This is a genomic window from Delftia sp. PX-1 (assembly GCF_055797465.1).
In genome coordinates this window covers 4,374,051-4,387,669 of record NZ_CP184763.1, presented here as the reverse complement: position 1 = coordinate 4,387,669, position 13,619 = coordinate 4,374,051, and the positions used below count along the sequence as shown (strand labels likewise).

12 protein-coding genes are annotated in these 13,619 nt (G+C 66.3%); 5 read left to right on the top strand and 7 right to left on the bottom strand.

The genetic code is table 11. From position 1 onward, the window contains the following. Positions 1–2: 2 nt before the first annotated feature. The gene (locus tag ACN20X_RS20100) at positions 3–905 is read right to left on the bottom strand and encodes a glutamate ABC transporter substrate-binding protein (protein WP_016446387.1); all 903 of its coding nucleotides are present in this window, start codon (positions 903–905) and stop codon (positions 3–5) included. Between the two features lie 98 nt (positions 906–1,003). Next, on the bottom strand, positions 1,004–2,314 hold the full coding sequence (locus tag ACN20X_RS20095) for a flavin-dependent oxidoreductase (protein WP_473209803.1): 1,311 nt from the start codon (positions 2,312–2,314) through the stop codon (positions 1,004–1,006). Positions 2,315–2,384: 70 nt separating this feature from the next. Here ACN20X_RS20095 and ACN20X_RS20090 point away from each other — a divergent pair, with 70 nt between their 5' ends. From ACN20X_RS20090 to ACN20X_RS20080, 3 genes are all read left to right on the top strand, one after another. Then, positions 2,385–2,990: a TetR/AcrR family transcriptional regulator gene (locus tag ACN20X_RS20090; protein WP_473209802.1), complete on the top strand. Its 606-nt coding sequence runs from the start codon at positions 2,385–2,387 to the stop codon at positions 2,988–2,990. 73 nt (positions 2,991–3,063) lie between these two features. Next, positions 3,064–4,065 carry an NADP-dependent oxidoreductase gene (locus ACN20X_RS20085; RefSeq protein ID WP_473209801.1) on the top strand — a complete coding sequence of 334 codons (1,002 nt, stop codon included), beginning with the start codon at positions 3,064–3,066 and terminating at the stop codon, positions 4,063–4,065. A gap of 30 nt (positions 4,066–4,095) precedes the next feature. Continuing rightward, positions 4,096–4,800 carry an SDR family oxidoreductase gene (locus ACN20X_RS20080; RefSeq protein WP_016446383.1) on the top strand — a complete coding sequence of 235 codons (705 nt, stop codon included), beginning with the start codon at positions 4,096–4,098 and terminating at the stop codon, positions 4,798–4,800. Between the two features lie 34 nt (positions 4,801–4,834). Here ACN20X_RS20080 and ACN20X_RS20075 read toward each other — a convergent pair whose 3' ends face one another. Then, complete coding sequence (locus tag ACN20X_RS20075) at positions 4,835–5,134, bottom strand: hypothetical protein (protein ID WP_016446382.1); 300 nt, start codon at positions 5,132–5,134, stop codon at positions 4,835–4,837. 504 nt (positions 5,135–5,638) lie between these two features. Here ACN20X_RS20075 and ACN20X_RS20070 point away from each other — a divergent pair. Both ACN20X_RS20070 and ACN20X_RS20065 read left to right on the top strand, forming a co-directional pair. Then, on the top strand, positions 5,639–9,139 hold the full coding sequence (locus ACN20X_RS20070; protein WP_473209800.1) for an IPTL-CTERM sorting domain-containing protein: 3,501 nt from the start codon (positions 5,639–5,641) through the stop codon (positions 9,137–9,139). A gap of 129 nt (positions 9,140–9,268) precedes the next feature. Beyond that, positions 9,269–9,748, top strand: coding sequence for a GNAT family N-acetyltransferase (locus tag ACN20X_RS20065; RefSeq protein WP_074931903.1), 480 nt, complete (start codon positions 9,269–9,271; stop codon positions 9,746–9,748). A gap of 36 nt (positions 9,749–9,784) precedes the next feature. Here the strand turns inward: ACN20X_RS20065 and ACN20X_RS20060 are convergent, their stop codons facing one another. From ACN20X_RS20060 to ACN20X_RS20045, 4 genes are all read right to left on the bottom strand, one after another. Then, positions 9,785–10,225, bottom strand: a complete 441-nt coding sequence (locus ACN20X_RS20060) for a hypothetical protein (RefSeq protein ID WP_034366122.1) — start codon at positions 10,223–10,225, stop codon at positions 9,785–9,787. Between the two features lie 205 nt (positions 10,226–10,430). Beyond that, positions 10,431–12,416 (bottom strand): HEAT repeat domain-containing protein, encoded by a 1,986-nt coding sequence (locus ACN20X_RS20055; RefSeq protein WP_473209799.1) that lies wholly within the window; start codon positions 12,414–12,416, stop codon positions 10,431–10,433. 189 nt (positions 12,417–12,605) lie between these two features. Further along, positions 12,606–13,013: a GFA family protein gene (locus tag ACN20X_RS20050; RefSeq protein ID WP_473209798.1), complete on the bottom strand. Its 408-nt coding sequence runs from the start codon at positions 13,011–13,013 to the stop codon at positions 12,606–12,608. A gap of 94 nt (positions 13,014–13,107) precedes the next feature. Then, positions 13,108–13,443, bottom strand: a complete 336-nt coding sequence (locus ACN20X_RS20045) for a hypothetical protein (RefSeq protein WP_223275358.1) — start codon at positions 13,441–13,443, stop codon at positions 13,108–13,110. Positions 13,444–13,619 lie beyond the last annotated feature (176 nt).

Here is a 13,619-nt window from a genome sequence, read left to right as displayed (position 1 = left end):
GCTCAGGGCAGGGCGGGCGGCGTGGGAACGGCCGTGCTGCCGGTGCGCTGGCCGATGGAGATGGTCCACAGCTTGGCCCAGGTGCCGTCGGCTTCGATTTTCTTCAGGAAGGCATTGATGAAGGCCACGCCGTCCGAGCCCTTGGGCAGGCCGATGCCATAGGAATCCTGCGTGCCGAAGGGCGCGCCCGCCAGCCGCGCGTCGCCGGTGCCCAGGCTCAGGGTGTTGAGCAGCAGGGTGTAGTCGGTCACATAGGCGTCCACGCGGCCCTGGCGCAGGGAGTCCAGCGCTTCCTGGTGCGTCTGGAACTCCTGCACGACCGCCTTGGGCGCGTGCTGCGCCAGGATGGCGGGCCCCGTGGAGCCGGCCTGCGTGGCGACCTTCTTGCCGCCCAGATCGCTGTACGACTGCACGGTCTTGTTGCTTGCCTTGACCAGCACCCCGGCCTGCGAGGTGTAGTAGGGGCCGGCAAACGAGATCTTCTCGGCACGGGCAGGGGTGATGGAGTAGGTGGCAATCACCATGTCCGCCTGGTTGTTGATCAGCACCTGCTCGCGCGTGGACGAGGTGACCTGCGCGAACTGGTACTTGGAGGCATCGCCCAGGATGTAGCGCGTGAGCAGCTGGGCCAGGCCTGCGTCGAAGCCGCGGATCTTGCCGTCCTTCTCGTTGAGCAGGGAAAACAGATTGGAGGTCTGGGTGCTGCCCAGGCGCAGCGTGCCGGCCTGCTTGATCTTGCTGGCCCAGGTGCTCGATGCGATGGTCGCGGCGTCGGCGACGGGGCCTTGCGCAATCAGGGCGTCGAACGCCGCTGTGTTCAGGGGCGCGCCCTGCGCAAAGAGCGAACCGCTGCCCACGATCGCCAGTGCCACCACGGTGGATTTCAGAATGGATTGGATCGGCATGGGGTCTTCCTGCTGGGTCTGTGATGTAAATCTGGGGATGGCTGCCAGGGGCAAGGGCCGATTATGGCGACTCGCGGCCCTTGCCGCCGCACAAGGGCTCAGGCCCCGGCCACGCGCTGTCCCGGCGCAATGGTGGGGGGCGCTGCGTTGAGCGTCTCGATCGCAAAGCCGGCAGCGGCCTTGTAGCGGGCCATGAAGCCCTCGCGCTCCTCGCGTGGCAGCACCTCGTCGATATGGTCGAAGACGCCGCCGCAGCGCTCGTCCACCAGTCCCAGCAGGCCGAAGGGGCCGGCCCCCCGGTTGCGCAGCACCAGCGCCGAGAGGTCCTTGCACAGCCTGTCCTCATAGGCGCGCAGCGCCTGCGGGCCCACGCCGTGGGCAAGGAACTGTGCACCCAGCACGCGCGCGTCCACGATGGCCTGGCTGGCGCCGTTGGAGCCCACCGGGTACATCACATGCGCCGCATCGCCCAGCAAGGCCACGCGGCCGTCCACCCAGGTGGGCACGGGGTCGCGGTCGATCATGGGGTACTCGAAGACATCCGTGGCGCCGCGCAGCATGGCCGGCACGTCCAGCCAGCCGTAGTCCCAGCCGTCGAAGTGGTGGATGAATTCCTCCAGCGCCACGCGCCGGTTCCAGTCGCCCTGCCGCCAGCCGCCCTGGTTGTCCACCGTGATCTCGGCGATCCAGTTGATGGTGGCCAGGCCCGTGACGGGGTCCGGCGGCGTGATGGGGTACAGCACCACGCGATGGCGCAGCGAGCCCACGCCCACGAAGGACGCGCCGGTGCGCACCGGCACCCCGGGCGTGGTGCCGCGCCACATGATGGCGCCGCCCCACTGTATGGGCGGCTGCGTGGGGTGCATCTGCGCGCGCACGGCCGAGTGCAGGCCATCGGCCGCCACCAGCAGCGAGCCCTGCACCTCCAGCCGCTGGCCATCGCGGGTGTCGATGAGGGCGGTCACGCCCTCGGCATCCTGCCGGTAGCCCACCACGCGCCGGCCCAGCTGCACGGCGTCGTCGCCCAGGCGCTGCCTGACGGCGTTGAACAGCATCATCTGCAGCTGCCCGCGGTGCACCGCGTACTGCGGCCAGCGGTAGCCGGCCTGCAGCCCGCGCGGCTCGGCATACACCTCGTTGCCGTTGCGCCCGACCAGCGCCCATTCCCGGGCCTGCAGGCCGATGGTGTCCAGCACATCGTTGCCGAAACCCAGGTCATGCAGCTCCCGCACCGCGTTCGGCTGCAGGTTGATGCCCACGCCCAGCGGCTGCAGCTGCGCCACCGACTCGAACACGATGCAGGGCACGCCGATCTGGTGCAGCGTGAGGGCAGTGGCCATGCCACCGATGCCGCCGCCGGCAATGAGCACGGGGCGGGATGGATTGTGGTGTGAAGCAGCAGCAGACATGCCGGGATTGTCCATGCAATGGCTGCGGGCGGATGTCCCATCTGCGGCGCGTGCATGGCGCAAACAATGTATGATGATCATCATGCGAAACACAAATTCCAGCGCCCGGGCTTCCGCCAAGGAGGCCACGCATGAGCGCATCGTCTCCGTGGCGGCGCGTGCCATCCGCCGCAGCGGCTATGGCGGCACCGGGGTGGCTGACATCATGAAGGAGGCGGGCCTGACGCATGGCGCCTTCTACGCCCACTTCGCCTCGCGCGATGCCATGCTGGCGGAAGCGGCGGGCACGGCCTGCGCGGAGTCCTGTGCCGCCGTCGCCGACGTGGTGGCCAAGGCGCCGCCCGGCATGGCGCTGCAGGCCATGCTGGCCGCCTATCTTTCCAAGGAACATGTCCAGCGCGCCGAGTTGGGCTGCCCCCTGGCGGCCCTGGGTTCCGAGACCTCGCGCCAGGCGCCGGAGGTGCGCCGCGTGGCCACGGGCCACATCAAGGAAATGGTCGATCTCATCGCCCGCCAATCACCGGACTGGGGACAGCCCGGTGCCCACGAGCGCGCTCTCGTCACCTTGTCCACCATGGTCGGCAGCCTGCTGCTGGCTCGGGCGGTGGATGATCCGGCCCTGTCCGACAGCCTGCGCGAGGCAGCACTCAAGCACCTGGCGCCAGCCAACCAGTGATGGCGCATGCCCAGTGCATGTGCCAGGATTTTTTTTGCCGTTACATATGATGATCATCATATAAAGGAAGACCATGAAGGCATTTGTTCTGGAAAGCTATGGAGCGAACCGCGCCTTGCAGCTGGCAGACGTACCCGAGCCGCAGCTGCGTGACGACGAAGTCCTGGTCCAGGTCCATGCCGCAGGCGTGAACCAGCTGGACTCCAAGATCAAGGATGGGCAATTCAAGCTCATCCTGCCCTATCGCCTGCCCCTGATCCTGGGCCACGACGTGGCCGGCGTGGTGGTCAAGGCCGGCCCGCGCGTGCGGCAGTTCAAGCCCGGTGACGAGGTCTATGCACGCACGGACGATTTCCGGATCGGCACGTTCGCGGAGTTCGTGCCGGTCAAGGAGTCGTCGCTGGCGCCAAAACCCAAGGGGCTCACGATGGAAGAGGCCGCCTCCATCCCCCTGGTGGGCCTGACGGCCTGGCAGGCACTGGTGGAGACAGCGAAGCTGACGAAGGGGCAAAGGGTCTTCATCCAGGCCGGCTCCGGGGGCGTGGGCACGTTCGCCATCCAGCTGGCCAGGCACCTGGGCGCCACCGTTGCCACCACCACAAGCGCTGCCAACTTCGAACTGGTCAGGGGCCTGGGCGCGGATGTCGTCATCGACTACCGCACGCAGGACTTCGAGGACGTCCTGCACGACTACGACGTGGTGCTCAACAGCCAGGACGGCAAGGCGCTTGGCAAATCCCTGCGCGTGCTCAAGGGCGGCGCGAAGCTGGTCTCCATCTCCGGCCCGCCCGATCCCGCGTTTGGCAGAAACATCACGGCGCCCGCATTCGTGCGGCTGGTGATGCGGCTGCTCAGCTCCGGCATCAGGCGCCGGGCGCGAAGCCGTGGCATCGACTACTCCTTTGTCTTCATGAAGGCCGACGGTGGCCAGCTGCGCGAGATCACCCGCCTCATCGAGGCGGGCGCCATCCGCCCGGTCGTGGACAAGGTCTTCGCATTCGAATCCACCAACGAGGCCCTTGCCTATGCCGAAGCCGGCCACGCAAAGGGCAAGGTCGTCATCAAGATCCGTTGAATCTGTTTCCCCCCACCCCTGAAGTGCTCCATGAAAATTGAAAACGCTGTTGTCCTCGTCACCGGTGCCAATCGCGGCATCGGCCTGGCCTTCGCACGCGAGCTGCTTGCCCGTGGCGCCCGCAAGGTCTACGCCGGCGCGCGCGACCCCGCCACCGTCACCCAGCCCGGCGTGCATGCCCTGCAGCTGGACGTGAACCGCCCGCAGGACGTGGCCGCCGCCGCAGCGCAGGCGTCGGACGTCACGCTGGTGATCAACAACGCCGGCATCGCGCAGCCCGGCGGCTTTCTGGCGCCCGACAGCGAAGAGGTCGCCAGGCGCATCTTCGAGACCAACTTCTTCGCCGTGCTGCGCATGAGCCAGGCCTTTGCGCCGGTTCTCAAGGCCAACGGCGGCGGGGCCTTGCTCAATGTGCTGTCGGTGGCCTCTTGGGTCAATGGCGGCGAACTGGCCGCCTACTCGGCCAGCAAGTCGGCCGCCTGGTCGCTCACTAACGCCCTGCGCAGCGAGCTTGCAGGGCAGAAGACACAGGTGCTGGGCCTGCACATGGCCTATGTCGATACCGACCTCACACGCGGGCTTGACGCACCGAAGTCCAGCCCCGAGGACATCGTCAGCCGCGCGCTGGACGGACTGGAGGCCGGGCTCGATGAAGTGCTGGCCGACGAGCTCACCCAGCAGGTCAAGCGCGGCATGACGGCGGCCCGGCCAAGCTATCTGCCGCAGGGCGCCTGAGCCTGGATGACCGCCGCAGCCCGTGGCCGGACCATCAACACAGGCCGGGCCATGAAGTGCGCGCCATGGCAGATCCGCAGCCCATGGTCTGGGCCTCGGTACCGGCGTAGTCGGCCAGCGTGTCGGCGCTGTCGCGGATGCTTTGCAGGGCACGGGCCACCACGTCCAGGTGGCGATGGCCCTTGGGGGTCTCCAGCCATGCCAGGGCGAGCTGGGCGATGGCGGAGATTTCTGCACAGCCTTGCTGCACGAGATGGTCCACCTGGGTGAGGGCGTTGGACAGCTGCCGGGTGCTGTGGCTGTCCGTGGTGGGGGAGGGCTGGGCGGGGTTCATGCCATGTCCCTCCGCAGTTGGCCAAGCACAAAGGGCTGGCATGAGAGAGGGGCTGCGCCAAAAGACGGCGCGCAGGCGAGAGAAACGGCGTTCATTGTTCCGTGCTCCATTGCGGATCGAATCCACAGGCCATTGCATCTGCATTGACTGATGGATTCGGTGTACCAAGCCTCGCTTTCGGAGAGGCTGTGCCGCTATACGACGGATGTTTTGAAGCATCAGCCCCGGGACAGGGGGCCGGGGCGGATGATAGCGCGGGAGGGGAGGGGAACGCCCCTTTTTTTGGGGGGGTGAGGCTTGCGAAACGTCCAGTCAAGCGCGGTACGAACGCACAGTCAAGCCGCCAGGGCTGCGCGCCCGCAAGATGGCCGGCAGTGCGCATCCACCCGTGCCACATGCTTGCATCAACATGGCTTTCAGCGCTTGATACATAAGCGCTGAAAGCATTTTTCATGGCTGATCGCGGCTGGGTGGAACACCGCTCCACCCACCCACCCCATCGCCATGAAAACCCTTGCCCTTCGAATTGCCATGCTGCTGCTGACGGTGGCGGCTTCAGTGTCTGCTGGTGCAGTCACGGTATTCGACAACCTGGCAGCCGCCAATGACCCGTGGCTCATCCAGCACAACTCCAGCTACCACACCAAACTGTGGGTGGCCAACCGCATCCCGATTGGCAGCCAGTCGCTGCGCATCACGCAGGTGAAGATGAATCTCACCCAGATCGACCAGTTCGAGCTGCAAGTGTGCGCAACCGACGCCAGCGCCGCCACGCCGTTCGTGGACATGACGGCCTGTGCCCCCTTCACCGCCGATGCGGCCACGCCGGGCTTGCGCGTGTTCACGGGCGACCGCATCGTGGCGGCGGGCGACTTTGCCTGGGTGGTGGTGCGCAGCATCGGCCAGACCATGATCCGCCGCCAGATCACCACGGCCACCAACGACGGGCTGACCTGGTATTCAGGCGCGAGCCACAACCCGGCCTGGGTGGCCGAGCCGCAGACCTCCATCGGCATGACGGTCGAGGCCGGCTCCGTGCAGCTCGATGGCGTGTGCGGCAGTGCCAGCAGCACCACGCCTCGCCGTTATCCGCCAGACGCCTTGCTGTGCAGCGTGGGCACGACCAGCGGCGTGATGGGTGAAACCTACTCCTTCTCCTGGGTGTGCCAGAGCAGCTACGGCGGCAACCCTTCGCCGCAATGCTCCGTGCCTCGCGCCTACCTCGTTACCTCCCAGGCCACGGGCGGCGGCAGCATCGAGGCGGGGCGCGATGTAGCGGCGGGGGAGCAGGCCAGCTTCACGCTCACCACGCCACCGGGCTATACGGTGCAGGTCAGCGGCTGCGGCGGATCGCTTGCGGGCAACACCTACACCACTGCGACCATTACCGGCAATTGCACCATCAGCGCCACCTTCGCCCCGCCGCCCACCAATGGCGCGTGTGGCAGCACTGCGCCTTCGCTCACCTTGCCAACCCTCTTGTGCAGCGCCGGTTCGGCCACCAACCAGTCTGCCGCGTCCGATGCCTTCCGCTGGAATTGCTCGGGCATCAGCGGCGGCACCACGGCCGCTTGCCTGGCACCGCGCCAGTACATGGTGACAGTCAACACGGATGCGGGCATTGCCAGCGCACAGTGCACCCCGAACCCCGTGACCCATGGCTCCAGCGCCAGCTGCACGGCCACGGTGCACGACCCTGTCGCCCGCCCCTTCAGCGGCTGGGGCGGCGCCTGCAGCGGCACGGGGGCTTGCCAGCCCGTGGTTCTCGGGGCTACCACCGTCTCTGCCAACACGACGCTCATCACCTACGCCATCACTACCACTGCCACCACGGGCGGGAGCATGTCTTGCACGCCCAACCCCGTGCCCCACGGCCAGGCCGCTGGCTGCACTGCCACGCCGCAAACGGGCTTTCAGTTTACCGGCTGGACGGGCGATTGCGCGGGCACGGGTGCATGCCAGTTCACCAACGTGACCAGCGCGCACAGCGTGGGAGCCACCTTCGCGCCGATTACCTACGCCATCGCCACCCCTGCCGTCACCGGCGGCAGCGTGAACTGCACGGCCAACCCCGTGCCCCATGGGCAAGACACCATCTGCGTCGCCTCGCCCGCGATGGGCTACCACTTCACCCATTGGTCGGGCGATTGCGCGGGCACTGCCAGCGCGTGCATTCTCTACAACGTGACCAGCCCGCGCAGCGTGGGTGCCACTTTTGTACTCAACACCTATTCCATCGGCATCGTCCCCGCCCCGGCCAACGGCACGGTCACCTGCACGCCCAACCCCGTCACCCACGGCCAGGATGCAAGCTGCACCGCCACGCCCGATGCAGGCTACCACTTCACCAGTTGGTCGGGCGATTGCACGGGCACGGGTGCATGCCAGTTCACCAGCGTGACCGCGTCGCGCACCGTCTCGGCCACCTTCACGCCCAACACCCACTCCATCGCCACCCCCGCCGCCGTCAACGGCACGGTCACCTGCACGCCCAACCCCGTCACCCACGGCCAGGACGCAAGCTGCACCGCCACGCCCAATGCGGGCTATCACTTCACCAGTTGGTCAGGCGATTGCACGGGCACGGGGGCATGCCAGCTCACCAACGTGACCAGCCCGCGCAGCGTGGGTGCCACCTTCGCGCTGAACACCTATTCCATCAGCATCGCCCCCGCCACCACCAACGGCACGGTCACCTGCACGCCCAACCCCGTGACCCACGGCCAGGACGCAAGCTGCACCGCTACGCCCGATACGGGCTATCACTTCACCAGTTGGTCAGGCGATTGCGCGGGGGCGGGTGCATGCCAGCTCACCAACGTGACCAGCCCGCGCAGCGTGGGTGCCACCTTCGCGCTCAACACCTATTCCATCGGCATCGTCCCCGCCCCGGCCAACGGCACGGTCACCTGCACGCCCAACCCCGTCACCCACGGCCAGGACGCAAGCTGCACCGCCATGCCCGATGCGGGTTACCACTTCACCAGTTGGTCGGGCGATTGCGCAGGGGCGGGTGCATGCCAGCTCACCAACGTGACCAGCCCGCGCAGCGTGAGTGCCACCTTCGCGCTGCACACATACCCCATCAGCATCACCCCCGCGACCACCAACGGCACAGTCACCTGCACGCCCAACCCCGTCACCCACGGCCAGGACGCAAGCTGCACTGCCACGCCTGGTACGGGCTATCACTTCACCAGTTGGTCGGGCGATTGCGCGGGCACGGGAGCATGCCAGCTCACCAACGTGACCAGTCCGCGCAGCGTTTCGGCCACGTTCACCCACGACCCGGTTGATGCCACCTGCGGCTCAGCGGCCAACGGCGCTGTGGCCTTCAAGCCCAGCGCGAATCTGTGCGCCACGGGCACGCCAGGGACCGTGCTATCCGCTGGCGGCCAATACAAATGGCAGTGCAGCGGTGAATATGGCGGCGCAGCGCAGCAGTGCAGCGCACCGTGGCAGGGTGCGGGCGGCAACGGCAATCTGGGGGCGGTGGAGGTGGATGGAGCGAACGGCTGGGAGATCAGCAGCGCCGCCTTTGCCTCCACCTTGCCCGCGCCCTTGCCGTCCCATGTGCGTGCGGTGCACGCGCCGCTGGGCCTGGTGCTGGGGCGTGTCGCTGGCAATGCAGATGCACAGGTGACCGTGCACTTCACCACACCAGTGCCGCAGGGGGCCGTTTATTACAAATACGGCCCCAGCCCCGACGGGCTGGGCTGCACCGGCGCTGCCTGCGCGCAGCCGCACTGGTATGCGCTGCCCGGCGCGCAGTTTGCGCCCGACGGCCTGAGCGTGACCTTCACCCTGGCCGATGGCGGCGTGGGTGACAGCGATTCCGTGCCCAACCAGATCACCGACCCCGGCCTGCCCGTGCTGCTGGCCCCGCAGGCCATACCCGCGCTCGGCCCCTGGGCGCTGGCGTTGCTTTCGCTGCTGGCAGCGGGTCTGGTGGCGGTGCGTTGCCGAGCGTCGAGCAGTGGTTGCGCACCGCCGATCAGAAAGTGAAGCCTTGGCTTGCAGCGGCAGCAACCCCGCACTGTGGACTGCTGCCCCTTGGTTGACGCTCAGATAGACGGTCGGCAACCACCGTTTTGGTAGGCTTTGAATTTGATGGATAGACAACCAGATACAGGCATGAATTTGAAATTTAAGCGACTCACTGAAGTTGATCCGGCTCACATTGTTTCGCTGAACAACAATCCAGATGTGCTGCGACAAATGCCGCTTGGAAGTGCGAATTTCGACCTGGCGAAAGCAAATGAATGGGCTCGGCAAAAGGATGCCCAGTGGCAGCAATACGGCTATGGGCCATGGGCGTTTGAAATTGATCAGCAATTTGCCGGCTGGGGCGGTTTGCAGTACGAGGAAGGTGATGCCGACCTCGCTTTGGTGCTTCACCCCAAATTCTGGGGAAGTGGCAAAGCCATCTATCAAGAGATAGTGAAACGTGCATTCACTGGCTTGGGGCTGAGCTCCATCACAATTTTGCTGCCACCTTCAAGAACCAGAATAAAAGGGATTCTCAAGCTGGGATTTCGGCCAGATGGCGCACTGGATATCGAGGGGACTCGCTTTTTGCGCTATCGCCTGCATGCACCCGGCAAACCCGCTTGACCAGATCTTTGAGCAGCGCGTCTTGATCCCGCGCGCTCATACCTTGGCGAGGAAGGCCGCTGCATCACCCGCTTCACACTTCCAGTCTGCGAAGACCCCAACCAGATTGCACTCCACGCAGCGGCAAGCGATGTAGTACCAGCGCACGTCGTGTGTGCCTTCGTACACGGAGACGCCGGACATCAGTTCGAACGTCTCGTTCTCGCACACGCACTCGTGTGCCTCGGGGGCGGCCTCTTCAACATGTTCCGCGCTGTCGCCCATCAGGTGTTCCTGCCCGCAGTCGGTGCAGGTGCGGATGGCCACGCCGGCTTCTTCATCCGTCTGCAGCGCAAAAGTCCGGCAGCCGCAATCGCATTTGGACGAGGCAAACCGGACGGCCTCATGGCGATTCGCAACGCTGTAGCTGCGCAGCTCGGCTTGGGTGTCGCCGGACGTTGTCCCGTACCAGAACTCGCCCTTCTTCGTCAGTGCCATTGATACTGTTCCCTTCTTCAAGTTCGGCTTCCCGGCAGACCTGACGCCAAGCTTTCCCGATCGTCTGGATTTTGCCTGAAGGCACGGTGAATCTTCGTCAAGGGGCCGGGCAGCTCTCAGCCTCAAGCAGCCGCACCAAATGCCGGCTCTACAGCGATGGCAGATCCTGACCGGGCGCACCGCAATCCGTGCGGGGATGTGCGTGTCAGCGTTCCCTGCGCAGCTGTCTGGCACTGGCCAACAGGAATGCGCGCGTGCCCGGCGCGCCCAGCCCATCGAGTGCGCCACCATCTTGCGCGCCCATGGCCAGCCAGGCTTGCATTGCGGCCTGCGCCACCTCCAGATGAAACTCTTTCAGCAGCAGGCGGACAAGCGGTGCCCCCGCCGCAGGGTCTGCGATCTGCCCCAGCGCCATGGCTGCTGCCTGGCGGCGGCGCGCGTTGGGGCTGCTCAGTTGATCGATCAGTGCAGGCACAACCGTCCGGTCGCCCAGTCTGCCCAGACGGCCCAAGGCTTCCAATATCTCTTCGGTGGCGAGGTCGGCCTGCAGCGCCCGTATCAGGTCGGGAATCGCCTCGCGCGTGGCTGCCTTCGCCAGCGTTTCGGTGATCAGCCGGGCATCAGCCGGCGATTCGGCTTGCAGCAATGCCGCAGCCAGCGCCGCGCTGGCCTCGGCGCTGGGCGTGGCTGACAGCGACAGCATGGCGGCGTCCCGCAACGGGTTGCGGCGGACCATCAGAGGCGCCAGCAAACCGGCCCCCTGGGGGTCGCGGAACTCGGCAAGCGCCATCACGTAGCGGTGTCGCAAGCTGTCGCCGGCTGCCTGGGCTGCAGCGATCAGCGCAGGCAATACGTCAGCCCCTTGCGCTGCCAGCGCTTTGCAGACGTGGTGGACGTATTCGTTGCGGATGCCGGGTATCAGCCCCAGGAGCAGGGCCTGCACCTGGGGGCCGCGAAGATTCTGGCAGGCGTACGCCACGGCGCTGGCATTCCAGTGGTGGGGGTCGTCCGCCAATGCCTTCGCGAAGCCTTCGAAACCCTCTGCTGAGCCCATCAAGGCCAGCGCTTCGGCCACGCCCACGGCGTCGCCGCCGCACAGCTGGGGCAGCATGGCGCGCAGATGCTGGGCCGCTTCCTGGGGCGCGGTGCGCGCCAGCTGCAGCGCGGCGGCTCGCCGTACCTGCAGCGACGCCGTGCGCAACCCTGCACGGGGCCACTGCGACTCGCCAGGCCCTTGCAGCTGGGCCAACACCTCGGCCAGCTCGTCGGCATCGCGCGGTGTCCTTGCCTGCTCCAGCGCGGCCATCAGTTCAGGCACGGCTTCCTGCGCCTTCAGCGGGCCCAGCGCCGGTGCTGCAACGGTCACTCCGGCACGCAGCAGTGGCGCGATCGCACGCGCGTCGCCCAACTCGCCAAGCACCTTGACCAGTGCCGTCCTCAGCTCCCGCGGCATCCCGCGGCGCGGGTGTTCAAACGTCTCGATCAGCGGGACCACGGCTGCCGTATCGCCCAGGCGCCCCAGTGCGCTGATGCAGGTCCCGCGGACTCTGGCGTCCGTATCGTGGAGTCCTTCCATCAGCAGGTCCAGGCAGGCGTGTGTGGATTTCTGGACCACCGCGCTGCACAGCGTGCTGATCACCTCGCCAAAGTCTTTCTTTTTGTCGGTCTCCTCACGCCGCAGCGTGCGGATGGCCTCCAGCAGGTCGGCAATCCAGTGTTCGTCGGCGTGGCTGTGAATGGATGTCGCCGCATACTCGCGCACCGCTGCGCTGCGGTGGCCCAAGGCCTTGAACAAAGGCGCCCGGGCCTGTGGCGAGGAGATACGGCCCAGGTACATGCAGCCCGAGCAGGCTTCGTCAACGCTCTTGGACTTGGCCATGCGCAGGTACAGGGGCAGGCCCTCATTGGAGGGACGGATCAACAAGGCCTGCCTGGCCGCGTCAGCCACCTTTGCGTCTTCGTCCAGCGTCGCGCTCACCAGGAGCGCGGGAGCGCGGTCCGCCAGCTCCAGCAGTGCATTTCGGGCCAGGGGCAGCTGATTTGCCGGCGCGGACCTCATGAATGTCGTGATGGCCTCGAAAGCCACTGCGGGGGCAGCGCAGGACAGCGCTTGCAGCGCCAAGAACACATCGACGTTTTTTGTGGAGCTCTGCAGCTGCTCTGCGAGTGCCTGGCTTGGGTTGTCGTTCATAAGTACTGGAAGGGCCGGTCCGGATTGCCCTGGTTCTGCTTGTCCGAGAAGACCACCAGCACAGGCTCGTCTGGCGCGCCCTGCATCATAGGTGCCGCCCCAGGGCCGCCACTGGACAAGTCGTCCACCGGCCGACCGGCCGGGCAGGCCTTGGCATCCGGCCGCTTTTGGCCGACCCCATCCGCCCGATCACCTTGTCCCACCATCCACCCACGCCATCCCCGCCCCCCGGTTCACATGCCGCTGCCTGCCCACGACAAACTCCGAATCCAGCGTGGCCAGTGCGACGGAGATCCATGCGCCTTCTTCGTAATGCTGGCTGTGCCATGACAGCGATGAGCCGCATTGCTGGCAAAAGCAGCGCGTGATGCCGGGCGATGAGGCAAAGGAGCGCAATTGCTCCTGGCCCCGGGTGAAGACAAGGTCCTTTGCCGGCACGCTGCCGTAGGTGGCGAATGCGGCACCGTGAGCCTTCTGGCAGATGCGGCAGTGGCAGTGCGAGACGGCCTGGGGCGTGGAGCGCAGTGCATAGGCGATGGCGCCGCACAGGCAGCTGCCGGTCAGGGCAAGAGGGGGGCTATTCGGGGCGTTGCTCATGGTCGGGCGGGCACGAAAAAAGGCGCATGCCATTGTGCATGCGCCCCAATGCCGCGACAGGGATGCGCGGCAACCCCAGGAGTCATCCGTTTCGTCAGTCGCCGATGACCTGCAGCCCGCTGCCGTCCCCATGCGCCTGCAGGCACATTCTTCCGAGGTCGTTGAGAAAACGCAGCACCGGCATCTCGCCCACGCAGGCGGGGATGGCGGCCATGATGTCGTTGTGCAGTTCCAGCAACTGGTCCGAGGCCACGAACATGGCGGCGGATTCGCCGTAGTAGTGCCGCCAGAAGTCCTGCAGCAGGCCGTGGCGGGCCTTGCCGACGACCAGGGGATAGCCGTTTTCCCAGACCTGTGCGTCCATGGAAAGGCTGGCCAGGCCAGGGTCAACGGGCCGCGCGCTGGCGGGGATCAACAGTACACGTCGCATGTCCATGCTCATTTGCGGTTTCCAGGTGCGCCAGTGGACTCGGGCAACCCGGTCCGGGAGGAGGGTGAGAGGTCCTTGCCGCAGGCGGCAGGAACCGGTTCCCACTTTATTGACGTGTGCACAACAAGAAAATTACAGCTGATTACATACGGCGAGCGATGCGCCGTGTGCCTGCC